This is a genomic window from Paranoxybacillus vitaminiphilus, assembly GCF_003259935.1.
Taxonomy (GTDB): domain Bacteria; phylum Bacillota; class Bacilli; order Bacillales; family Anoxybacillaceae; genus Paranoxybacillus; species Paranoxybacillus vitaminiphilus.
This window is the reverse complement of sequence record NZ_QLMH01000003.1, coordinates 77381-99459: the sequence shown is the minus strand read 5'-3', so window position 1 is coordinate 99459 and position 22079 is coordinate 77381. Positions and strand designations below refer to the sequence as shown.

The 22079-nt window shown below is 40.2% G+C and carries 23 protein-coding genes, 3 pseudogenes and 1 riboswitch; of the genes and pseudogenes, 8 read left to right on the top strand and 18 right to left on the bottom strand.

The window, feature by feature from the left end:
* Positions 1-107: 107 nt before the first annotated feature.
* Both B0I26_RS05380 and B0I26_RS05375 read left to right on the top strand, forming a co-directional pair.
* Positions 108-1070 carry a TIGR01212 family radical SAM protein gene (locus B0I26_RS05380; RefSeq protein ID WP_111644438.1) on the top strand — a complete coding sequence of 321 codons (963 nt, stop codon included), beginning with the start codon at positions 108-110 and terminating at the stop codon, positions 1068-1070.
* A complete protein-coding gene (locus B0I26_RS05375) occupies positions 1067-1639 on the top strand; it encodes a class I SAM-dependent methyltransferase (protein WP_111644437.1) in 573 nt (190 codons plus the stop codon). Before B0I26_RS05380 ends, B0I26_RS05375 begins: the two co-directional genes overlap by 4 nt.
* An 81-nt stretch (positions 1640-1720) precedes the next feature.
* Here the strand turns inward: B0I26_RS05375 and B0I26_RS05370 are convergent.
* Positions 1721-2812, bottom strand: a pseudogene (locus tag B0I26_RS05370) (class II aldolase/adducin family protein).
* Positions 2813-2850: 38 nt separating this feature from the next.
* Positions 2851-3111: pseudogene (locus tag B0I26_RS18510) on the bottom strand (zinc-dependent alcohol dehydrogenase); the annotation flags it as partial.
* A 380-nt stretch (positions 3112-3491) separates the two neighbouring features.
* Between B0I26_RS18510 and B0I26_RS05360 the strand changes: the two are divergent.
* Positions 3492-4376: a diacylglycerol/lipid kinase family protein gene (locus B0I26_RS05360; RefSeq protein WP_111644436.1), complete on the top strand. Its 885-nt coding sequence runs from the start codon at positions 3492-3494 to the stop codon at positions 4374-4376.
* A gap of 92 nt (positions 4377-4468) precedes the next feature.
* Here the strand turns inward: B0I26_RS05360 and B0I26_RS05355 are convergent, their stop codons facing one another.
* Positions 4469-5584 carry an MGDG synthase family glycosyltransferase gene (locus B0I26_RS05355; protein WP_111644435.1) on the bottom strand — a complete coding sequence of 372 codons (1116 nt, stop codon included), beginning with the start codon at positions 5582-5584 and terminating at the stop codon, positions 4469-4471.
* Between the two features lie 306 nt (positions 5585-5890).
* Entirely contained in the window at positions 5891-6514 is a 624-nt protein-coding gene (locus tag B0I26_RS05350) for an SGNH/GDSL hydrolase family protein (protein ID WP_111644434.1), read from the bottom strand.
* A gap of 321 nt (positions 6515-6835) precedes the next feature.
* On the opposite strand from B0I26_RS05350, the gene B0I26_RS05345 reads away from it, so the two are divergent.
* Positions 6836-7054: a DUF1657 domain-containing protein gene (locus tag B0I26_RS05345; RefSeq protein WP_111644433.1), complete on the top strand. Its 219-nt coding sequence runs from the start codon at positions 6836-6838 to the stop codon at positions 7052-7054.
* Positions 7055-7374: 320 nt separating this feature from the next.
* Here B0I26_RS05345 and B0I26_RS05340 read toward each other — a convergent pair whose 3' ends face one another.
* Positions 7375-8454, bottom strand: coding sequence for a tetraprenyl-beta-curcumene synthase family protein (locus B0I26_RS05340; protein ID WP_111644432.1), 1080 nt, complete (start codon positions 8452-8454; stop codon positions 7375-7377).
* Positions 8455-8535: 81 nt separating this feature from the next.
* The gene (locus tag B0I26_RS05335; protein WP_111644431.1) at positions 8536-9327 is read right to left on the bottom strand and encodes an alpha/beta hydrolase; all 792 of its coding nucleotides are present in this window, start codon (positions 9325-9327) and stop codon (positions 8536-8538) included.
* 111 nt (positions 9328-9438) lie between these two features.
* On the opposite strand from B0I26_RS05335, the gene B0I26_RS05330 reads away from it, so the two are divergent.
* On the top strand, positions 9439-9954 hold the full coding sequence (locus tag B0I26_RS05330) for a gamma carbonic anhydrase (RefSeq protein WP_111644430.1): 516 nt from the start codon (positions 9439-9441) through the stop codon (positions 9952-9954).
* 140 nt (positions 9955-10094) lie between these two features.
* Positions 10095-10634 carry a phosphatase PAP2 family protein gene (locus tag B0I26_RS05325; protein ID WP_111644429.1) on the top strand — a complete coding sequence of 180 codons (540 nt, stop codon included), beginning with the start codon at positions 10095-10097 and terminating at the stop codon, positions 10632-10634.
* Between the two features lie 137 nt (positions 10635-10771).
* Here B0I26_RS05325 and metK read toward each other — a convergent pair whose 3' ends face one another.
* On the bottom strand, positions 10772-11983 hold the full coding sequence (gene metK, locus B0I26_RS05320; protein ID WP_111644428.1) for a methionine adenosyltransferase: 1212 nt from the start codon (positions 11981-11983) through the stop codon (positions 10772-10774).
* A gap of 188 nt (positions 11984-12171) precedes the next feature.
* Positions 12172-12286, bottom strand: a riboswitch (SAM riboswitch).
* A gap of 258 nt (positions 12287-12544) precedes the next feature.
* On the opposite strand from metK, the gene pckA reads away from it, so the two are divergent.
* The gene (gene pckA / locus B0I26_RS05315; protein WP_111644427.1) at positions 12545-14131 is read left to right on the top strand and encodes a phosphoenolpyruvate carboxykinase (ATP); all 1587 of its coding nucleotides are present in this window, start codon (positions 12545-12547) and stop codon (positions 14129-14131) included.
* A 499-nt stretch (positions 14132-14630) separates the two neighbouring features.
* On the opposite strand, the gene B0I26_RS05305 is transcribed toward pckA, so the two are convergent.
* Positions 14631-14873, bottom strand: coding sequence for a DUF2584 domain-containing protein (locus B0I26_RS05305; RefSeq protein ID WP_111644425.1), 243 nt, complete (start codon positions 14871-14873; stop codon positions 14631-14633).
* Positions 14874-14922: 49 nt separating this feature from the next.
* On the bottom strand, positions 14923-15702 hold the full coding sequence (locus tag B0I26_RS05300; protein WP_111644424.1) for an alpha/beta hydrolase family protein: 780 nt from the start codon (positions 15700-15702) through the stop codon (positions 14923-14925).
* 50 nt (positions 15703-15752) lie between these two features.
* Here B0I26_RS05300 and B0I26_RS05295 point away from each other — a divergent pair.
* Positions 15753-16138 (top strand): annotated as a pseudogene (locus tag B0I26_RS05295) (ABC transporter substrate-binding protein); the annotation flags it as partial.
* Between the two features lie 135 nt (positions 16139-16273).
* Here the strand turns inward: B0I26_RS05295 and B0I26_RS05290 are convergent.
* The 9 genes from B0I26_RS05290 to B0I26_RS05250 form a co-directional block, all read right to left on the bottom strand.
* Positions 16274-16564 (bottom strand): AbrB/MazE/SpoVT family DNA-binding domain-containing protein, encoded by a 291-nt coding sequence (locus B0I26_RS05290; RefSeq protein WP_181502748.1) that lies wholly within the window; start codon positions 16562-16564, stop codon positions 16274-16276.
* Between the two features lie 88 nt (positions 16565-16652).
* Entirely contained in the window at positions 16653-17372 is a 720-nt protein-coding gene (locus B0I26_RS05285; protein WP_111644422.1) for an N-acetylmuramoyl-L-alanine amidase, read from the bottom strand.
* Entirely contained in the window at positions 17369-17773 is a 405-nt protein-coding gene (locus B0I26_RS05280; RefSeq protein WP_111644421.1) for a phage holin family protein, read from the bottom strand. The genes B0I26_RS05285 and B0I26_RS05280 overlap by 4 nt, the downstream gene beginning before the upstream one ends.
* A 100-nt stretch (positions 17774-17873) precedes the next feature.
* Positions 17874-18014: an XkdX family protein gene (locus B0I26_RS05275; protein ID WP_181502736.1), complete on the bottom strand. Its 141-nt coding sequence runs from the start codon at positions 18012-18014 to the stop codon at positions 17874-17876.
* A complete protein-coding gene (locus tag B0I26_RS05270; RefSeq protein WP_111644419.1) occupies positions 18014-18343 on the bottom strand; it encodes a hypothetical protein in 330 nt (109 codons plus the stop codon). The genes B0I26_RS05275 and B0I26_RS05270 overlap by 1 nt, the downstream gene beginning before the upstream one ends.
* 17 nt (positions 18344-18360) lie before the next feature.
* Positions 18361-20127, bottom strand: coding sequence for a tail fiber protein (locus B0I26_RS18505; protein WP_245934715.1), 1767 nt, complete (start codon positions 20125-20127; stop codon positions 18361-18363).
* Between the two features lie 5 nt (positions 20128-20132).
* Positions 20133-20747, bottom strand: coding sequence for a YmfQ family protein (locus B0I26_RS05260; protein WP_111644418.1), 615 nt, complete (start codon positions 20745-20747; stop codon positions 20133-20135).
* 3 nt (positions 20748-20750) lie between these two features.
* Positions 20751-21047: a hyaluronate lyase N-terminal domain-containing protein gene (locus B0I26_RS05255; RefSeq protein ID WP_111644417.1), complete on the bottom strand. Its 297-nt coding sequence runs from the start codon at positions 21045-21047 to the stop codon at positions 20751-20753.
* An 18-nt stretch (positions 21048-21065) separates the two neighbouring features.
* Positions 21066-22079 carry a DUF2793 domain-containing protein gene (locus tag B0I26_RS05250; RefSeq protein WP_111644416.1) on the bottom strand — a complete coding sequence of 338 codons (1014 nt, stop codon included), beginning with the start codon at positions 22077-22079 and terminating at the stop codon, positions 21066-21068.

Below are 22079 nucleotides of genomic sequence, written 5' to 3'. Positions count from 1 at the left end.
TTTCGTTTTTCGGTTATGACGTTAATGATTGGCAAATGTCGATTTTTCTCATAAATCGTGCTACAATGCTGGAATGATACTATTTGCCATTTAAGGAGGGAGCTGTTTTGACACAGTCCAACCCATTTCCGTATACAAATGACGATAAACGTTATCATACATGGAACTATCACTTGCGCCAAACATTCGGACATAAAGTATTTAAGGTTGCCCTTGACGGCGGATTTGACTGCCCGAATCGCGATGGAACGGTTGCTTACGGCGGCTGTACGTTTTGCAGTGCCGCAGGTTCGGGCGATTTTGCCGGCGACCGCGCCGATGATTTAGTGACACAATTCAATAAAATTAAGGAAAAAATGCATGAAAAATGGAAAGACGGCAAATATATCGCTTACTTTCAAGCGTTCACCAATACACACGCACCCGTTGATGTTCTGCGCGAAAAATATGAAACTGTCCTCAACCTTGAAGGAGTTGTCGGCTTATCTATCGCTACCCGGCCGGATTGCCTTCCGGATGACGTCGTTGAGTATTTGGCGGAATTAAATGAACGGACATATTTATGGGTCGAACTTGGGCTGCAAACCGTACATGAGCGAACAGCTTTGCTTATTAATCGCGCCCATGATTTTGAATGTTATGTTGAAGGTGTGAATAAACTTCGTAAACATGGCATTCGCGTATGCTCGCACATTATTAACGGCCTGCCGCTTGAAGACTATGATATGATGATGGAGACGGCAAGAACGGTCGCCAATCTTGATGTACAAGGCATTAAAATCCATTTATTGCATCTTTTAAAAGGAACACCGATGGTCAAACAATATGAAAAAGGATTATTGCAATTTTTATCATTTGACGAATACGTCCATCTTGTATGCGATCAACTGGAAATTCTCCCGCCGGAAATGATCGTTCACCGCATTACCGGCGACGGACCAATCGATTTAATGATCGGACCGATGTGGAGCGTAAACAAGTGGGAAGTGCTAAACGCAATTGATGCGGAATTAAAACGCCGCAACAGTTACCAAGGAAAATATTACAAAAAAGAAGTGATGAAACAGTGAAGCTAGCACGCATTCTGCCTTTTGCCCGCACTCTGATGGATTTAGCCGTTCAAACAGGCGACATCGCCGTTGACGCAACAGTGGGAAACGGACATGATACGCTTTATTTAGCGGAACGCGTCGGAAAAACAGGGCATGTGTTCGGCTTCGACATTCAAGCGCAAGCCATTGAAAATACGACAAATCGCCTGCGAGAGCATGACGCATTAGAGCAAGTCACATTATTTCACGCAAGCCATGATCAGCTCATTGAAAAAATTCCCGAGCAATACCACGGCAAAATTACAGGGGCGATTTTTAATCTCGGTTATTTGCCAGGCGGCGACAAACAAATTGTCACCAAACCGGATTCAACGATTCGCGCCGTTGAACAACTGTTAGAAATCATGGCTCCTGAAGGAATTATCGTGCTTGTTATTTATCACGGACATCCTGAAGGTGCTGTGGAACGTGATGCATTGCTTGAATACGTCCAAACATTAGATCAACAAAAAGCCCATGTTCTCCGTTACGAATTTATTAACCAAATTAACCATCCGCCGTTTATCGTGGCGATTGAAAAAAGATAAAAACCTTTTGCTTTTTCGGCAAAAGGTTTTTCTGTTGATCAACTCATTTGGCAATACGAAAATGAAGTTTGTTCATTCATGTTAAGACATCGGCACTTGAGGAATAATTTTACCTTCGATGCGTTCAAAGATGTCATTTAAATCCGTACCAGTTATGGTTAAGCCATGGTTTTTAAGGCCTATAATCGCTCGAGAAGGCTCCTCCGAATTTCTGACAAGCTCTGCTACTGTTTTTGCAAGTTCAATCGTTCCACATGGATAATTAATCTCTGTAGCCCTTATGCCGTCTATCCAAGCATGAATATGTACAATCGCTCCTACCTCCGGGTGTTCTTTATAAATCATCCAATGTTCAATCGCATCAACAGATGCCCTTTTTGGGGTTATATTCGGAGGAACGCTTACTTTTATGGCATTTTTATCTGGATCATATCCCCTTATTAGAAGAAAATCTTCGCCAACCGTTTTCATATCTGCCTTGTTAATTCCGCTTGCACTCATCCAAAAGCTGTGACCGTCCCGTCTGGCACTGAGATTTCCATAGCTCAGTCCTCCTATTCCGTAAAGCTTTTTCAGATGACGCATATCACGAGGGGTGAGATATTCCTCTAATGGAAATGGAGCAGGAAGTAAATTCATACGGTCAAGCTTTTTTCCTGATTCGCTTAATGATTTCGTAATCTCATCGCCGTTCCACATCTCTTCTGGAAGATCATCATAAAAATCATTGTTAATTACTAACTGCGAAGCGGCCAGCGGTTCTAACCTTTCATAAATACGTTTGAAAAATGTTTCTTCTTCTCCTTTTCGATACGTCAATTTGTAAAACCCTTGTTCAGGTGTAAGAAAATAAATATCCGTTGTTTCATCATCATGATGTAAGATATACATCAAATGATTCGCTAAAGACCTGACTAAATATGGATAGGCTGATTTATGAATATTTTCCGATTTTTCCGATGTTTCCATAACAGAAACGATAAACGTTGCCTGAGCCTTCCTCCGATATGGCCGTGGTTTTTCAGGATCGATAAAATGAAACACAAGTTTAATATTTTCTTCAGGAACTTAATAAAACGTATAACCTCTTGATAAAAACTCCTCTTTTATTCCTTCTGCAAGCCAATTTAAAAAAGGAGTTTGCTTGTTTCCGCTAATGGTAAAAGTTCTCACAATGTTTCCCTCCAAGCTAGTGTTATTAAGGTATTGATTTAAGGTTCGAATACCACTTTCATCGTTGAACCTTTTCCTTTGTTAACAACCGTTTGTAAGGCAGCACGATAATTTTCCAAAGGAAAACGATGTGTGACCAATGGAGATAAATCCACCTTTTCATTACTCATTAATTCAATGGCAATTTGCAGCGTTCTCATCTTCTTTCCTTGATATTCATCCGTACTGTACGCAAAGCTTCCTTTAATATGCAGCTCATTAAGCCAAACGGTTGTCCAATCGACACCGTCAATGATTCCAATAAAAAGATTTTGAAACTTTACCCATCATTTTACTTAAGACATACCGCGGTACACTGTATTCAAATTGAATGGAATTCATTTCCCCCCCTGATATGGAATATTTTTGTTAACCAGAGTAAAAAATATACATAAAACAACGTTTTTCTTATAAGGTAATGGGGGAAGAAGCATGTTCTATACAAGTATGAGATGAGTGTCAAAAATCTTTTTATGTTTCGTTTCCCGAATTGAAGTCATTGGTATTTTAAAAACAGACGTTAAAATGGTAAAATGAATGGAATTAAATCTAGTTATGGAATGATCTTTTTTACCTATATAAACAATTTTCACATATCCTGTAAAACTTTTATTATCTCTAACAAAAAGGAAAGATCGATATGTATTATTTTATCGTCAATAAAATCTCGGGAAACGGAAACGGACTAAAAGTTTGGAAAAAGGTTGAGAAGTTGCTTCAAGAGAAACAGTTAAATTATCAAATGCGTTTTACAGAACGTCCAAAACATGCCGTAGAAATCGCTAAGGAAGCTGCTTCTGAACAATGTTATGCCGTTGTTGCCTTAGGCGGAGATGGTACAATCCATGATGTTGCTAACGGATTAATCGGTTCAAATATACCTTTGGGTATTATCCCTGCAGGATCGGGAAATGATTTGGCAAAGGCTCTTAATATACCAATGGACTATAAAAAGGCATTGGAACGTATTTTAATGGGAAAGCCAAGAAAAATGGATGTTGGAAAAATTGGCGAAAAGTACTGCATTACTGTAACGGGGATCGGCTTTGACGGCAAAGTCGCCGAGGTAAACAATACTTCCAAATATAAAAATTGGTTGAATTTTATTAGATTAGGCGGCCTTTCATATGGACTTAGTGTCTTGCATGCTTTATTAAACTACCATCCTGTCCACATTCAATTAAAGATTGACGGGAAGACACTGGCTTTTTTCAATGTATGGTTAATTGCCATTGCCAATATTCCGAATTACGGCGGAGGGATTAAAATATGTCCGGATGCTTGTTATAATGATGGACTTTTCGATATTTGTATCGTACACAACATAACAAAATGGGAGCTGTTACGCACTTTTCCAAAGGCGTATAAAGGGAAGCATGTTTTTCATCCCGGTGTTACCATACTCAAAGGAAAAGAAGTAGAAGTTACCTCCGAATGGCCGATGATTGTACAAAGCGATGGCGAAGTCCTTACGAAAACCCCGGTGAATGTGACGATTCAAAAAGATACGTTACTGATCATGTGAGCTGCCCGCCACTTAACTTCGCTTGAAGTGCGGGCTTCTTTTGGAAATAGGTTAAGCATTCATGAATTTTACCACCAAATGAGTGAACGGCATCATAGAATAAGCTCGTTAACAATAAATTTGGCACTTGCCAATGGGTCTATTTTTTGTTGAAATTCCTTTATCTTATTATGCAAAAACTGCAGATCTTGCGGCGAAAAAAGCAGACTTGCGATCAAACGATCAATATGATTTGGATCATCCATTTTTATCGCCAAATGGTTATTGATTAAAAAATCACAATTTTTTTCTTCATGACCAGGGATTGGTTGATATATATACATAGGCAGCCCCTTTGATAATGCTTCAAAACAGGTCAATCCGCCCGGTTTTGTAATAAGTACATCAGCCGCTTCCATCCACTCGTCAATGTGGTTCACGAACCCTAAAATATGAAAATGAGGATGATCGAACATTTCATCTCTTAACAATGCGGTTTTTAGTGTTTTGTTGAATCCAGTACATATGATGACCTGAATTTTTTCTTTCCATTTTAAAAGAGCATGGGCAATTGGCTGGATTCCGCCTAATCCTAATCCTCCTCCCATGATGATGACAGTAGGAATATTTTTTAATTTTAATTTTTTCCGCATTTCCTGTTTGTTTTTCTTTATCCAAAAATTCGACCTTATTGGCAAGCCCGTTACTACAATGCGTTTTTTTGGAATTCCCATATTGATTAATTGATGATACGTATCCTCACTCGATACGAAATATACATCTACCTCTCGATGAACCCATGCCCCATGAACATGAAAATCAGTGATCACCGAGCAAAGAGTAAACCTATAACCCATCCTCTTTAGTCTGGCTACAGATGAGCTGGTAAATGGATGAGTGCAAATAATAAGGTGAGGGTTTTCCTCATGAAGAAGAACTTCAATTTGTCGGTGAAATAGTTGATAAATGATAAATTTTTTCCAATTAGAAAGAGGCTCGGTTTGTTTATAGCGATACATTTTTCCCCACAATGAAGGAGAGCGGACGATTATTTTAAGATAAGTATTAAACAACAGCCTTGCGGAAAGAGGATGGAGTGTTTGCCCTGCCTCTAAAATTTTCGTTTGGATGGAAGGAGCAAGATAAGAAACTCCTTGCATCAACGCTTCCGCAGCTTTTGTATGACCACTGCCAACGGCTTCTGATAGGATTAATACTTTCTTACTCACGAATGACCCCCCTTACTAAATCATCTTTGCTATTTTGCTGATAATAGCACCACATTCGCTGGACACTTTATGAGCAAATAGCCAAACAATTGGTCAAGTGCTAATAAAGTGTTATTGACTTTCTTATTAGAGACTCTAAAGGAAACCAGTTAAGTTCTGAAATGTGCAACACATAATATGATTGAAGAAAGTACTACAGGATATACTGGACAGGTCCGTCATTTTTAGTACAATACAGTTTTTTGTACTGAGAATCCTATTGTGAATTCACTAAATGCTTCGTTAAAGGCAGCTTACACTAGATAATTACGTAGAAACTGACAACTTTTGTTTACTTAGAAACAAATCGGCTATGACCTTGTATCCTAAATCATTAGGATGAACTTCGTCTGCCAATAGGTAAGGTTTGTTTAAAAAAGAATCAATAGGGTTAATGGCATGTACATTAAAATCCTTTGCTGTCTCTTCATAAACTTGGTTTATCCTTTGAATGAATTGATTGGCCAGTTGATATAATTTATGATCCGGGGTACCAGGATTATAAAGCCCCATCAGGAATATATGAGTATTTCGGTTTGTTTCAGTTATAGTGTGTAATATATGTTGTAAATTTTGTTTTAACGTTTGGATCGTACTAATGTATCCTAATAAATGAACGTTATTCTCATAAGCACGAATCAAATCGATTCCACCTGTTGTAATCGTAATATGGGTAGCCCTCTTCAATAAGTCGCGGATTTGAGAATCAGTAAGAAATTGCAGCAATTCCCCGCTGCTTCTCCCTGACTTACCAAAATTCATGTATCGGCACTCTTTCGTTTGTTTTATCGATTGAAAAAAACTAGCCGCAAATGACCGTTCATGTGCAGAAGCACCTACTCCGGCAGTGAGGGAATCTCCTAGGGCAATATAAAAAACTCGATTTTCCATATTTACCTCCTTTTGCACACAAAAAAGAGAGTTAGTACTGACTTTTTACATTATGTTCATTATTTATTTTTTTATTTATCGTTTTTAAATCACTTTCTTCATGATTATTTTCCCCTCGTTTTATTAGATTAAGTAAAGTATGTTACAGATACACGGAGTTTATGATGTGTTCAGAGATTAGATAATGGGGGAATAATAGCCAAAGTATGTTGACGGAATGATTCCATCTTCCCTTTATATTTTTAAATTATTACCTGTTATAATTTCTTAAATTTAAGTCCAATTTAATGGATGTGTACTATTACAAGGAGGAAACAATCAATGACAGTTGGAACTCAAGTTCAACAAACTTTAGCAGGTTTAAAAAGCGCCCAGGCAAGTTTTGAAACGTTTGCTCTGCAAACTGATAACCAGCAATCAAAACAAATGTATCAGCAAGCGGCACAACAAACTCAACAAATCATTGATCAAGTGAATCAACGTATGCAACAAATTCTGCAAGAAGAACCACAGTATAATCAAAATCAACCACAGCAATAACAAAGCAATAAATGAAATAAAATTTCAACTTTAGTGTAAGTAAGAATTCATTTTTTTCACTTCACGATTTGTCCAATGTTCGAGACTACCCTTTAACTTTGCGATTTTGGACGCTTTTTCAACTTCTATTGTTGAACGATATTGTTTGAATATTACTTAATAAATGAGGAAGCTAATTATAAACGACGACAATCAAAAAGAGGCTGACCTAAAAGCCAAGTGTCAGACCCCGCAACACAATATGTAGGACATCACATTAGATAAATGAACTATATTGTGAAATACGCGTGAGGTCAGACACTTATGGGGTCAGCCCCTTTTTATTTTGCAAACAGTTGATAAATTTTCTGCCACGTCCGATACACCCGACCGTTTAAGTAGAAGAAGTAAGAAATTTGCCCGCCATATTTAATTAGCTGCTTGGCTAGTTTCTTTACCTCCTTTTGTTGCTGTACTTTTTCATCAGATAAATATACACCTAGCAAACCGCGGTTAATAAGGCGATGGAATTGTTCATTTGGCAATCCAGCGGTATGTTTATCCGCTTCTTCAATAAAATGGCGCAATCGCTCCAGCAACGAAGAATGATGCGGATAATAGAAACAAAAGTTTAAATCTCCGCCTAACCGGTCTTCCTCTTGATCAATGAAATAATCGAGCAAAATATGTAATCCTTGAATATATGGAAAATAACCGTTGCGTACTTTTAATGCCATTTCTTCATCAAACTTTTCAGTAAAAGCATAGGCCACTAAACAGAAAATACCTAGCGTAGAGCCGGAACATGCGGAAAACTCATACCATTCCATCGGCGGAAGATGATCTTTATATTGGCGAAACCATTGTTCAAGCCGCTGTACACGCTCGTCCACTTTCACGTGTTTATGTACCTGTAAATCACAATAATAACTAGCTAACTCCTGCAAAAATGGCACAATTTTTTCATAATGCTTTACTTTTTTTAATACATCTTGGCATGTTTGTACAAGCTCGTGAAGGTAGCCGCCATCATCTTGTTCTTGGCGATACCGATAATAATTTGTTACTTTCGCGTCTATGCATAAAGCGTCCGGCATTGAGTCATGGAGAGCGCGGAAATCGAGAGGGTCTAGCGACGTACTTCGATCGCATAAGTTATCAAGATAATCGCTAATCGTTTGATAAGCGACGATAAAACGAATGCATTCCTCCATATCCGCTTCTGCCAATATGGAAAGAATCGCTCCCCCTTCACAGTGAAATGCTTTTGTGTGAATGCTTGCCAGCGCCTGTTTCCGCAGTTCCGCATCAGGAATGACTTCGGCTTTTTGCTTCCAGTATGCTAACTCGCGATGTACAATCGGAAATACATCGAGATATACTTTTTTCATTAAACTAATCGGATGGGTAGGGATTCTCAAAAAGCTCACCTCAGCTACGTTTGGTGCAATAACTTCAGTTTTTGTTCTATAGGCGTTACACCGCATCTTTTAAAGAAACTTTTATCGATGCAATTGCAACTGTGTATCTAAAAATGTTTTTGCATACAAAAACACATGATCACGTTCCGGTTCGTTAAAAATTTCATGGTACAGTTTGTTCCACTCTTTGTATACTTTTTCTGTTATTGGCAGCTGGTCAAACCATTCTTTTACAACGGCTTTATCAACAATTTTATCGTCTCCACCTTGCATGAGCAACAACGGAATATCAGGAAATCTGTCAATATTTCGATAAGCTAGCTGCATTGCTTTGATGAGCTCACGATACCAGCGAACCGATACTTTTGTTACGTATAGTGAATCATTTTTATCCATTTCATGAACTTCTTTATTTCTCGTCGCCAATTCAACCGATAAACCGGAATCGAATAACATGGATGGCATTATATAATTTAACACCCTTGAAAGTAAATCAAGCGATTTGGATGGATAAGTGACTAACCCTAAACATGGAGAGGAAAGAATGACCCCTTTAACAGGCAATCGTTTTTCTTGCAATGTTCGAATAACGACAAGCCCTCCCATACTATGCCCAAGAAGGAAAATCGGCAAATGAAATGCTTTAGCCGCCTCTACCCAATCAGCAGCTTCATTTATATATTCGTCAAATGATTCAATATGTCCTCGTTTTCGCCTTGTCTTTGTTCCTTGCCCCGGTAAATCTCCCATCACAACGTGATATCCATTTGAACGCCACATTTCAATTAGCCACTTGTAACGTCCGTGATGCTCAGCAGCACCGTGAACAATGACAACGGTTCCTTTTGCATTGTCCGCTTCCCATTTCCACATAACGAATCTCCTCCTAAATATTAACTTTACGAATCGCCGAAAAATTTGTAAAATTATATTAAAATTAAAATATAATCGGTCAATTATAACGAAAGGAAAGGAAAGGAAACGATGATTTATCCTTACAAAGGTAAATACCCGAAAATTGCTGATTCCGCCTTTATTGCCGATTATGTCACCATCACTGGCGATGTCACAATCGGTGAAGAAACAAGCATTTGGTTTAATACGGTGATTCGCGGCGATGTGGCGCCAACCATCATCGGCAACCGCGTCAATATTCAAGATAACTCGGTTTTACACCAAAGTCCAAATCATCCACTTATTATTGAAGACGATGTAACTGTCGGTCATCAAGTGATTTTACACAGTTCCATTATTAGAAAAAATGCATTAATCGGTATGGGTTCGATTATTTTAGACGGAGCAGAAATTGGCGAAGGTGCATTTATTGGTGCCGGCAGTCTCGTTCCTCAAGGAAAAAAAATCCCCCCATATACACTTGCTTTTGGCCGTCCAGCCAAAGTCATTCGCGAACTAACAGAAGAAGATAAACGTGAAATGGAACGGGTATGCCGCGAATATGCGGAGAAAGGGCAATATTATAAATCATTGCAGCAAAAATAATCATACAAAAACCGCGCTCATTAATGAAGCGTGGTTTTTTTGTTAAACAAACCGCTTACAATTTTTACAGTAAATTCGTATTATCTAAACATTATTGTTTTACTATATAAATGAGTATTTTCTAAAAAGGAGTATGAGCAATGATGACAAAATTTCTGAATCATGTTTACGATTTAGAATGTCGCATTTTCCGCAGTATCAACCGTCATTTTGATCGCAAGTTTTTAAATCTCTATTTCCGTTATATTACCCATATTGGCGGGGCGGTTTTTTCGATTTTAACAGTAATATTAGGTATATTTCTATTCCCTCAAGCTTGGCGCATGACCGCTGTTGCAAGCGCTTGTGCCTTAACGCTGAGTCATATCCCTGTTGCCATCATGAAACGCCTCTATCCTCGTCAAAGACCATATTTAATATTAGATGAAACAAAAGTATTACAAAACCCGTTGAAAGACCATTCCTTTCCATCCGGACATACAACAGCTGTATTCTCAGTGGTAGTCCCATTTTTGTTAGCCTTTCCACACTTATCTTTTTTGCTTCTACCCCTTGCCATTAGTGTCGCTCTTTCAAGAATTTATTTAGGACTGCATTATCCGTCTGATGTCCTTGCGGGTTGCCTGCTTGGAACAATGATTGGTATTTTATCTTTTAACAGCATACATTCCTTATTATGAACCTCTCCCACCTACATGGGGGAATGTTAAAAACGAAAGAGGCTGACCGATAAGTGTCCAACCTCACGCACCATTCACGATGTATGGTGACGTGAGTGGTCTGACACTTCGCTTTTTAGTCAGCCTCTTTCAAAAACTTATTTTTTCGCTAAAGCAAATGCTTGTTCTTTTAACGTCTCCGCTTTGTCTGTGCGTTCCCACGGAAGGTCAATATCTGTGCGGCCGAAGTGACCGTAAGCAGCTGTTTGCTTATAAATTGGACGACGTAAATCTAGCATTTTAATAATGCCAGCTGGACGAAGGTCAAAGTTGTTACGAACAACTTCAATCAATACATCTTCTGATACTTTTCCTGTGCCAAATGTGTCAATAGAAATGGAAACTGGTTTTGCTACACCGATTGCGTACGCTAATTGTACTTCACATTTATCTGCAAGTCCTGCCGCAACGATGTTCTTCGCCACATAACGTGCCGCATACGCAGCAGAACGGTCAACTTTTGTAGGGTCTTTCCCTGAGAACGCTCCACCGCCGTGACGAGCATAACCACCGTAAGTATCAACGATAATTTTGCGGCCTGTTAAACCAGCGTCACCTTGTGGACCACCGATAACAAAGCGTCCTGTCGGGTTGATGAAATATTTTGTATTTTCATCGATTAATTCCGCTGGTACAACTGGTTGAATCACATGTTCTTTAATATTGCGCACAATTTGATCTTGTGTAATTTCTGGATGATGCTGCGTAGAAACAACAATGGTATCGATGCGGACTGGCTTGCCGTTTTCATCGTATTCAACTGTTACTTGTGTTTTTCCATCCGGACGTAAATAAGGAAGAATATCCTCTTTACGCACTTCTGCTAAACGGCGGGCAAGTTTATGAGCTAAAGAAATAGGCAGCGGCATAAGCTCTTTTGTTTCATTGCACGCAAAGCCAAACATTAAACCTTGGTCGCCAGCCCCAATCGCTTCGATTTCCTCGTCAGTCATCTGACCTTCGCGAGCTTCGAGCGCTTTGTCAACCCCCATTGCGATATCTGGTGATTGCTCATCAATAGAAGTTAAAACAGCGCAAGTATCTGCATCAAAACCGTATTTCGCGCGAGTATAACCGATTTCACGGATCGTATCGCGGACAATTTTAGGAATATCCACATAAGTAGATGTTGTAATTTCGCCGCTTACTAACACTAAACCTGTTGTTACGCTCGTTTCGCAAGCAACGCGGGCATTAGGGTCTTTCGCTAAAATCGCATCTAAAATCGCATCAGAAATTTGGTCACAAATTTTATCAGGATGACCTTCCGTTACGGACTCAGAAGTAAATAGACGGCGTTTTGTTGACATACTAATTATCCTCCTTTTTATTCATTTAATGCATCAGCGAAGGCGATTGACAGTCCTTTTATGGTGACACGGTACTCATTCCCTATTATTATTTGTTAAAATGCTAACTGTTTAGCCAAAAATGAGCATATAAAAAACCTTTCCTTCAACTTCGAGGAAAGGTAATTGCCTTCATTTCACGCCTTTCACTCTTATCGTTCAAGGACGCTGCCTTGCCACAGGTTAGCACCATTTCACATATATAATGCTGTGACGGTTGCTGGGTTTCATCGGGCCTGTCCCTCCACCAACTCGGGATAAGAGTATCCGTTCAATACGATATCATAACGTAATCATATAAAAAAAGTCAACAAAATTAGACAAATTTTTTTATAGAGATTTTTTCCTCATAATAAAAAATTAAAGAAGATCATGTTTTAACAAAATTTCATATTTTTATCAGGCTGAAATGAGAAAATAAATGTAAAATAAAAAATAAAAATCACCATAAATAGTATGGACTAATAAAATAAATGTGTTATACTATTTTTAAAACAAATCACAAGAAGGTAGGTTTTGTAGATGAACACTGTTGATGTGACAAATAAATTAGCCGCATTGCTGCAACAGCCTAACACACTTCATAACTTATCGGTACCACAATTAGTAGAAAAAGCACTTGAACGCAAAGAAGGAATTCTTACTTCTACCGGCGCACTTCGCGCAACAACTGGAAAATATACCGGAAGATCCCCAAAAGACAAATTCATAGTAGAAGAATCTTCCGTGAAAGATAAAATCGATTGGGGCGCAGTAAATCAGCCGATTTCTGAAGAAGTATTTGACAAACTTTATAATAAAGTAATTGATTATTTAATGAGTAAAGATGAAATTTTTGTATTCAAAGGTTTTGCAGGGGCGGATAAAAGATATCGCATGCCGATTCAAGTCGTAAACGAGTTTGCATGGCATAACTTGTTCGCGCATCAGTTGTTTATTCGCCCAACAGAAGAAGAGTTACAAACACATGAAGCGGAATTTACCGTTATCTCCGTTCCAAACTTTAAAGCTGATCCTGCTGTGGATGGTACAAAATCAGAAACATTTATCATTATTTCTTTTGAGCGCCGTACCGTATTGATTGGCGGAACAGAATATGCCGGCGAAATGAAAAAATCCATCTTCTCCGTTATGAACTATATGCTTCCAGAACAAGGTATTTTGCCAATGCACTGTTCCGCAAACGTTGGACAAGAGGGCGATGTCGCTTTATTCTTCGGACTTTCCGGAACAGGAAAAACTACGCTTTCAGCTGACCCGAACCGCCGCTTGATTGGTGACGACGAACATGGCTGGTCCAATTCGGGTGTGTTCAACATCGAAGGCGGCTGCTATGCGAAATGTATCAATCTTTCACGTGAAAAAGAACCGCAAATTTTTGATGCCATTCGCTTCGGTTCTGTATTAGAAAACGTGATTGTAGACGAGCAAACGAGAATAGCCGACTATGACGATGCAACATTAACAGAAAACACGCGTGCAGCATATCCAATCCAAGCGATGGATAACATTGTCGACCCAAGCATTGCCGGCCATCCAAGCACAATTATTTTCCTTACAGCTGACGCATTCGGCGTATTGCCGCCAATCAGCAAATTGACAAAAGAACAAGCAATGTATCACTTCTTAAGCGGCTACACAAGCAAACTAGCAGGAACAGAACGCGGCATTACTTCACCTCAGGCAACGTTTTCTACTTGCTTCGGTTCACCGTTCCTGCCGCTTCCGGCTACACGCTACGCTGAAATGCTCGGCAAGAAAATCGATGAACACAATGTGCAAGTATTTTTAGTAAACACTGGTTGGACAGGTGGAGAGTACGGCGTCGGCAGCCGCATAAAATTGCAATATACACGTGCGATGGTACAGGCAGCTGTTGAAGGCGAATTAAATAATGTTGAAACGGTAAAAGACCCTATTTTCGGCCTTGAAATTCCGTTACATGTTCCTGGAGTGCCAGATGAAGTATTACAGCCAAAAAATACATGGGCAGACAAAGACTTATATGAAGCGAAAGCAAAGGAACTTGCGGCCAAATTCCGTGCAAACTTCAAAAAATTCGCTAACGTTGCTCCGGAAATCGAAAAACTAGGCGGACCAATTGCATAAGAAAAGCGGAGGCGAGCGCTTAACGCCGAAGGAAAATGTTCTTCCGACGAGAAATGCTTGCATTTCGACGGAGGAAGGTTATTTTCCGGAAGCTGCGCCTGCGATTACTCGGCGCATGTCCGCGAAGATGCTGATTCAAGCAGTTGACACGTTGCGAGCCGAGCTAGACATCAAGAAAAGCGGAGGCGAGCGCCTAGTCGCGACCAGCATTTCGAAGCCACCGAGGAGGCTGTTGCCGCCGCAGTGTGGATTCGAAATGTCTCGAGCGACTGCGAGCCGAGCTAGACATCAAGAAAAGCGGAGGCGAGCGCCTAGTCGCGACCAGCATTTCGAAGCCACCGAGGAGGCTGTTGCCGCCGCAGTGTGGATTCGAAATGTCTCGAGCGACTGCGAGCCGAGCTAGACATCTAGAAAAGTGGAAGCAGCCATGTAAACTTAATAAAAAAGCAGTTCCGATCCCCATCATTGGAACTGCTTTTTTATTTATTAAAATCCGGTCCTAATTGATTGAATTTAAAGAGATTAACTCATACGTAATAACCGTTTTATTATTTTCCAGCACAATTTTTCGCACTACCGCTTGGCCGCTCGCTTCACTTTGGAGCGTTCTTCTTACTTCAATCGGAATATTGATTGGATAAATCCGGTACCCTTCCTTTTCAAGAATAAACGTATTCTCCTCCACCCGCTGTTCTTTCCCTTTTGTAACAATTAATGTATTAAACTCCAACGGCATTCCCATAAAAATCCCTCTCTTTCACTTTTTTTCTGTATACATACTATCACGATTTTTATTGACTTTTCATCCATTCTGTAAGCCTTTTCACTGTTTCACGATTTTCTTTTGGCGGAAAATAATGAGTGAATTTAGGAAAATACCAGGCTGTAACACATTTATTTAACTCTTGCAAACGTTTTTCTAAGCGATATGCATGTTCCACCGACACGTTCTCGTCTTTCTCTCCATGAATAATTAACACAGGCGCTTGAATCCGCTCTGCTTCGTATAGCGGTGTGCGCCACTTATATCTTTCTGGATATTTAGAAGGAGTCCCGCCAATCACTCGTTTCATCATTCTGCGCAAATCGAGCCGTTCCCAATACGTTAACTCCATATCCGACACGCCGCCCCAGACGACAACAGAACGTACTTTCGGTTCAAGAATCGCTGTATGCAGCGCCATGGCTCCACCGCGCGAAAAACCAAACACATGAATTCGCTCTTTATTTACTTTCTTATGATGTTCCAACACTTTAAAACTTGCCAATGCATCATAACGGTCTTCCCCGGCAAAATCCTCGTTTCCTTCGCCGCCTTGATTGCCGCGGTAAAACGGCGCCATCACAACAAAACCTTCTGCAGCAAACTGTGTAATCCGCGCCAGACGCACTTGCCCGACATTTTTAATGCCGCCGCGCAAATAGAGAAACCCATCGTACATACCGAATGCTTTCGGTTCGGCCAAAAACCCTTTAATTTTTAAGCCTTGGCACATATATGTAACAAGATATACGTCAATATGCGGATTAGGCGAAGGAAACCGCTGCTTTTCGACAATCGTTCCGTCCATCTTTCCTCTCCTTTCTGGGCATTCACACATTTTCACTCCATGCATACGATATGGTAGACTTCGTTTTTCATTTTTTATTAGGAGGTATACCGCTATGAAAAAATCGTTAAAGTTTTTTATGATGTTCGCTCTCGCTCTTCTCCTCATGATTCCTATCACTGCCTGCAGCCAAAAAGAAGAACTAAAAACATTGCGTGTCGCCGAAGTAACTCATTCGATTTTTTACGCCCCACAATATGTTGCCCTATCTGAAGGCTTTTTTGAAGAGGAAGGGTTAAAAATTGATTTAAAAACAACCTGGGGCGGCGACAAAACGATGACAGCCCTGTTATCAGGAGGAGCGGATATCGCTTTAGTCGGTTCGGAAACCTCGATTTATGTTTATAGCCAAGGGACGAATGATCCTGTCATTAACTTTGCTCATGTAAAGTTAACTTTCAAACAGGTTTATAATACCTTGATTGCTCCTTCTCAACGATAATACTCTAACCATAAACGAAAAACAATAAGGCGGATCACTCCGCCTTCTTTTTTATGAACAAAAAGCCTACTCAAAGGAGTAGGCTGTAGGCTACTTAACATTTAATAAACATTGCTCAATCTCTTTTAACAATTGCTCCGCACCCTCACGACTTAAAATAATTTTACCACCTGCAAGCCGAAGATTGTTATCAGAAACTTCGCCAGTTACTTGACATGCCATATTTGGTTTATATTTCTTTAAAATAATAAGTTCATCATCAACAAAAATTTCTAATGGGTCTTTTTCAGCGATACCTAAAGTACGGCGTAATTCAATAGGAATAACAATGCGACCTAACTCGTCAAGTTTACGAACAACCCCTGTTGATTTCATTGGTATATCCCCCAATCTCTTTTTACTATATTTTACATTTTAATATAAAAAATTACAAAAAACAAAAAAATCCCCCGCCAAACGGCAGGGGGAACTATTTCTTCAACACATTTTTCGCAAATCGATGCAACATCAAAAACATTTGAGCACGTGTCACTGGTTCATTACGACGATCTTGCGCCACAACCCCGTGTTGCTTCAAAAATTCAAACGCTGCATCGACTTCTTTGTCGTATTGCGTTTTTGCTTGTTCTGGCATCTTCACTGCCTCCTTTTTCTTCTTCAACCCGAACGCTTTCACGATACCTTCCACATGGCCACTTGCGATTTTCAAAATGAATTCTTGTGATTTCAATTTTGTCGCATCACTTGCGTTGTCGATGAATAGATTTTCTGTCAGAAGCGCCGGCATCTTCGTTTCACGAAGAACAGCATAGTTTGCGCGTTTCTTTCCTCTGTCTTTGACGTTGCCAATAGCTTTCATGATTTCCGCATGAATCACGTTTTGATACGCAATTGTTTTTGTACTGACGTTGCCGTTGTGAATATAGCTTTCGAAGCCTGTGCCGCCCCCTGCGTTGATATGAATAGATAAGAAAAAGTCTGCTCCAGCTTTATTTGCAATTGCTGCTCGTTCTTCTAATGATAAGTAACGGTCATCGCTACGAGTATAGATGACTTCTACACCTTCATAGTCAGAAAGCATGTCGCCAATCATCAAACCGATCTTCATCGTTAAGTCTTTTTCCCTCAAGCCATTCGCCACCGCGCCAGGGTCGCTACCACCATGGCCGAAGTCAATAACAATCTTCATTTTTTCTCCCCCCTTCCTTTCAAGATATCAACGGTTTGTTGTAGTCTATCTGGAACCGGCAGTCCCATCCTCCCCGCATTTTCGAGAATAGATACCAGCTCATTTGCGCAATAGAAAAAGATAGCCGCATCCCTAAACATGTGATTTGTCCCAATCGCTGTATCAACGAGATGTCCAACCGCAACCATGACGAAAATCATGATTTTTTTAGCAATTCCACGAAAGCCCACTTTGCTTGAAAGCTTTCTCTCTACTGCACCTGCTAAAAATCCAGTGGCATAATCAATGACAACTAACGTTATAAGCAAAATCAATACTTTTGACCATCCACCAAAAAGAAAACCGACGACAGCCCCGATTACAGCTGCGCCGGTTTTGTAAACAACCTCGAATCGTTCCATCACTTAACCTCTCTTTCTGTAAAAAAGACATAAAAAATACACCTTACTAGGTGTTATTTACTGTTGCGTATTATCGTCCAAAAACGCAATAAAAAAGAACCTACGCTGTATAAGGTTCACCTGTGATTTCTTCGTATTGTTCTGCTGTGATCATGCCTGTTTTCACAAAGATTTTCAAACTTTCATTCGTATAGGATGGATGACCGTTATCATAGAATCGTTTAATTGTATTAAACCACATCAGGAAACACCTCCTGCTTTCAATGTAGCAATCTCTAACATTAAATTTCCTGTTAATATTTCTAATTCAGTAATTTTTTCTTGCATAATTTCTGTTTCAGTTTTTGGTTTAATATAATCCACATAATCATAAAATAATTCTTTTGTAATCACATTAATTTTTTTAATCGGAAGCTTCCCCTCAATAAATTCAGGGGTTGGCTCTTCGTTTACAAATTCTAGAATAATTCCGTTGTTTTTCGTTTCATCGTCTAACATGTCAGGTGAGTAATGAGTTAATTCTACTGTCATAATTCCATTTTCGATTTTACCGTTATAAAACACTTTCATATAGACCACCTTTTCTTCTATAATTTTTGAGCTAATTGTGCTCGTCCATAATCAGGGCTTTCATTTGACATAATCATAAATAAACCATTTTCAACATGTTGTGCATAATAAATAGGAATAACACTAGTGTCATCAAAAACAATTGTTTCAACAAGCGTTCCTGTTGATTTATTAAATTTCATTATTCTCTTAGTAGTATTATACACAGCAACATATACATAATCGCCATCCACAGTTAATCCACATACTGTATCATTGGTTGAAAAAGCATATTCCCATGATATTGTATAAGAGCTAGTTGACAATCCACCAATTTTTTTTGTTCCATTTCTACCTATTAAAAATACTCTATCGGTATTCAAATCTGCTTTAAAAGATTGAGCTGTATTAAAAGAATTATCAATAATACCACTGCTTACACTGCCAGTGTTAGACATAGTATTCATATAATAATCTACCGAAAAATATAAGCGTCCTGAATTATTAACACAAATACTACCAGCACTGTAAATAGCAGTAGGCCACTCTGATGTATAAGACGCCATTTGATAGTAGTTTTTTCCTGATGATCTCTTAAATAATGCAACATAATATTTATATGGATTAATAGTACCGCTTAGATATACACGTTCAGAAATAATAGCAATATATTGACCGTTCGGACTTAAACTAGCAGATCGGATATCATATGCTGTAGGAGACATACTTATTTCTGCATAAGTTCCATCAAGTGAGTAAATTCTTACTTTATTAGAATAAGCAATTATCCATGTTCCATCATCTGCTATACCTGTACCATAATCACACAAATCAGTAAGTGTTGTTGATAAAGTCGATACAATATCTTGTAAAACAGTATCGTATATTACAGCTCTGAAGCTATCACCACCAATATCTTTACCGACCATAAGAATATAACGTTTATTAGGTGAAATATATAATTCACTTATATCGTAACTGCTATCTGCAAAAACTGTATAAATATTTGAGCATATCCAATTAGTTTTAAATGCACCTGTTTTGAATTCGTTTGGTATCGAAGTAATAGATTGTATTTTACTAGCTAAACTACCAAATGTATCGCTGCCGCTTGCGCTAACGCCCTTGTCAGTAATGGCGGCAGCGATTTGGTTTTTTCCATTACTGACAGATGTAAAAAGTTCATTGATTGCTGCAACGAGAGTACTTTTGTTGTTTGTCAATAAAGCTGATTTATCCCCGATACCATGTGCCGCAGTATCAGCCGAATGCGCAGCAAGAGCGTCGTTGACCTGTTTGACCGCGTTTGCTGTCGCCGATTTCGTTGTACTTGTGCTTGAAACAGAGTCATCTAATTGAACAATCCCCGCCGCGCTTGTGCTTGCCGTTGGTAATTGTGAAACCGGAACTTTCGTGCTTCCGTCAAGCGTGGCAACACCATTGGCTGCCCCTTTTTGGCTCGCTGGAATAGCGTCTGTGATTCCATACCCAGACAGCGTTGTCGGTTTGCTTGTGATCTCTGCGAATGTATGTGTATGTCCTGTCGGACTTGCTCCGACATCGGCAGCGCTGAGGGAAACGGCTCCTATTTTCCCATTTACACTTGTGATAGTATTTCGTTGCGCCCCAGCCTCAATACCATCGAGCTTCGCTTTATCCGCCGCAGACATTCGTCCGTTTTGGGTAGGAGAAGCGACTTTCACTACTTCAACGTCCAAAATATCAAAGTTTTGATTCAGGTCATCGATGTTGACGACGTCTGTTCCTTCGGGTTTTTTCAAACCTAAGTTCCCTGTAAGCTGCATCTTTCTCACACTCCTTCATCGTATACTTTGAGTTCGTTCCACGTCTTATTTTGAGCTTGATTCCATGTGAGATTTTTAACTGCATCCCACACCGTATATGTGTACCTAAAGCTGTACGCCAAATGAGCAGGCTTGATCTGCTCGAGCATTTCAATAAACCCCGCCATATTTGGCGGAATTCCCTTCACACCGATGAATTTCACCTCAAACCGGTACTCAGCCGGATATTCGATGACATCCACTTCGCCGCCACTGAATGCTGCAGCTGCATCAATGATCATTTGTTTTGTTGTAGTTCCCGCTCCACGAAGTTTAGCCTTAAGCCGTTCCCGGCGCCACTCAATCGGCTTTGTTGAGTCAATAGTAAGACCAAGTTCGGACTCCCAAAAAGACAATCCCCATGTCGCTGTATCAATGGAAAACTGATTTGGCAGATTATTAATCTCAGACAAAAGCTGTCCGAGTTCTTCTCCCTTTGTACTCATGATTTGTTGAAACTCTCGAATAACACGATAATAATCTGGAAGGTACTGAAACAAGTCAACTGATTGGGATGGCAATGAATTTTCTTGATTATCTGTTCCAAAAAGAGTCGTACCATATAAAGTTTGACCGTACATTCATCACACCCCTTTCAGTTGATTCCAGGTGATTGGACCTTTGGGCATGAAATCCGCTGCATGTTTTCCGTCCACGGTATCAGCGTTTTCTGCTTGATCTACTGCCCCATCATTATCCGTGTCGTATATAGATTTGAGCATGTCTCCAACGGATTGAGCAGCAAGTAGAAGCTGATTTCCGGCAGCTGTTCCGATATAAAGTTTTTTTGTGTCCGTGCAGTATCCGAGCTCTCCTACATCAAGCGTAGGAAGCTGGGTCTCCAATCCTCGACGAACTTTGATGAGTACATTTCTTGGCATTGGCCGTCACCCCTAACCTTAGAACGTTCCTCCATCGACAACCGCCACCATGAGCCGGTTTCCATTCGCTGAATCGTAGACAATGCTGCTACCATCAATATTTGCCGCAACACCGTTTGCATTGACCGTTATTCCTCGATACGCCTTCACTTCGATTGAATCAGCTAAAACATTGATTCCGTTTCCAGCCCCAACGTGCAGGGTGACTGTATCCGCTTGACCGCCGCCGGTAAGACCATTGCCGGCGGTGATGGTTTGCAGCGCGCCACCGGTTCGCACCCATGCCGTACCGTTCCAGCTATAAATCTTTTGTTCATCATCTACATAGCACGTCCAACCGATTTGCGGCGTGTATAAACCCCATGTGGAACCGTTCCATTCCGCGATCTTGTTCGTCTGTCCCGACCATGCTCCTGTCGCTCCAGATGGGATAATGTATCGATCGCCGACTGCCGGTGTAGTTGGCGGCGTTGTAGTGGTGCGGTTTTTCACGCTCGCTTGCGGCTCAATGTTGCGCTTCGCAAGTTCAATCTCATTCCTGATTTTTTGTGCGCTCCAAAGGTCTGTCGGGCCGGTTCCGGAATCGTTGATTTGGCGATGGATTGTCGCATTGTCGATATGGTCTCGGATTTGGGCAGCCGTGGCCGTCTTTGTGCCATCCGAAACCTTATTGACACTACCGTTCGTCACATCAGTCTTTTTCACTTTTGCATAGTTCGTCCCATCTGCAATGTCGTCAACGGTTCCGTTCAAGTCGGTGAGGTTTTTCACGCTGATTCGTTGCCATGCCGTTCCCGAATCCAAATACAGATACCCATCATCCGTGGCAAAATAAAATCGTCCAGCCGCCGAAGCATTCGGGCGATTCGCCAGAGTCCCAGACATGGCACGGCCGACAAATGTGTTTTGCGTCCCATCTCCGATATACACTTCTTTTGTGTCTGTACAAAATCCCATTTCTCCTTGCTGCAAAGGACCGTATGCATCCAGTTGTGCCTTGGTTCCTCGTTTAATCCGTATGGTTTGCGGCAT

Bases quoted from the DNA above. Each gene is read 5' to 3' on its own strand.
- pckA (WP_111644427.1), top strand. From the start codon at position 12,545: ATGAACACTGTTGATGTGACAAATAAATTAGCCGCATTGCTGCAACAG.
- B0I26_RS05305 (WP_111644425.1), bottom strand. From the start codon at position 14,873: ATGGGAATGCCGTTGGAGTTTAATACATTAATTGTTACAAAAGGGAAA.
- B0I26_RS05300 (WP_111644424.1), bottom strand. From the start codon at position 15,702: ATGGACGGAACGATTGTCGAAAAGCAGCGGTTTCCTTCGCCTAATCCG.
- B0I26_RS05280 (WP_111644421.1), bottom strand. From the start codon at position 17,773: ATGGAACGATTCGAGGTTGTTTACAAAACCGGCGCAGCTGTAATCGGG.
- B0I26_RS05255 (WP_111644417.1), bottom strand. From the start codon at position 21,047: ATGCCAAGAAATGTACTCATCAAAGTTCGTCGAGGATTGGAGACCCAG.
- metK (WP_111644428.1), bottom strand. From the start codon at position 11,983: ATGTCAACAAAACGCCGTCTATTTACTTCTGAGTCCGTAACGGAAGGT.
- B0I26_RS05345 (WP_111644433.1), top strand. From the start codon at position 6,836: ATGACAGTTGGAACTCAAGTTCAACAAACTTTAGCAGGTTTAAAAAGC.
- B0I26_RS05285 (WP_111644422.1), bottom strand. From the start codon at position 17,372: ATGAAGATTGTTATTGACTTCGGCCATGGTGGTAGCGACCCTGGCGCG.
- B0I26_RS05275 (WP_181502736.1), bottom strand. From the start codon at position 18,014: ATGTGGTTTAATACAATTAAACGATTCTATGATAACGGTCATCCATCC.
- B0I26_RS05325 (WP_111644429.1), top strand. From the start codon at position 10,095: ATGATGACAAAATTTCTGAATCATGTTTACGATTTAGAATGTCGCATT.
- B0I26_RS05260 (WP_111644418.1), bottom strand. From the start codon at position 20,747: ATGTACGGTCAAACTTTATATGGTACGACTCTTTTTGGAACAGATAAT.
- B0I26_RS05350 (WP_111644434.1), bottom strand. From the start codon at position 6,514: ATGGAAAATCGAGTTTTTTATATTGCCCTAGGAGATTCCCTCACTGCC.
- B0I26_RS05330 (WP_111644430.1), top strand. From the start codon at position 9,439: ATGATTTATCCTTACAAAGGTAAATACCCGAAAATTGCTGATTCCGCC.
- B0I26_RS05250 (WP_111644416.1), bottom strand. From the start codon at position 22,079: ATGCCGCAAACCATACGGATTAAACGAGGAACCAAGGCACAACTGGAT.
- B0I26_RS18505 (WP_245934715.1), bottom strand. From the start codon at position 20,127: ATGCAGCTTACAGGGAACTTAGGTTTGAAAAAACCCGAAGGAACAGAC.
- B0I26_RS05360 (WP_111644436.1), top strand. From the start codon at position 3,492: ATGTATTATTTTATCGTCAATAAAATCTCGGGAAACGGAAACGGACTA.
- B0I26_RS05270 (WP_111644419.1), bottom strand. From the start codon at position 18,343: ATGAAAGTGTTTTATAACGGTAAAATCGAAAATGGAATTATGACAGTA.
- B0I26_RS05335 (WP_111644431.1), bottom strand. From the start codon at position 9,327: ATGTGGAAATGGGAAGCGGACAATGCAAAAGGAACCGTTGTCATTGTT.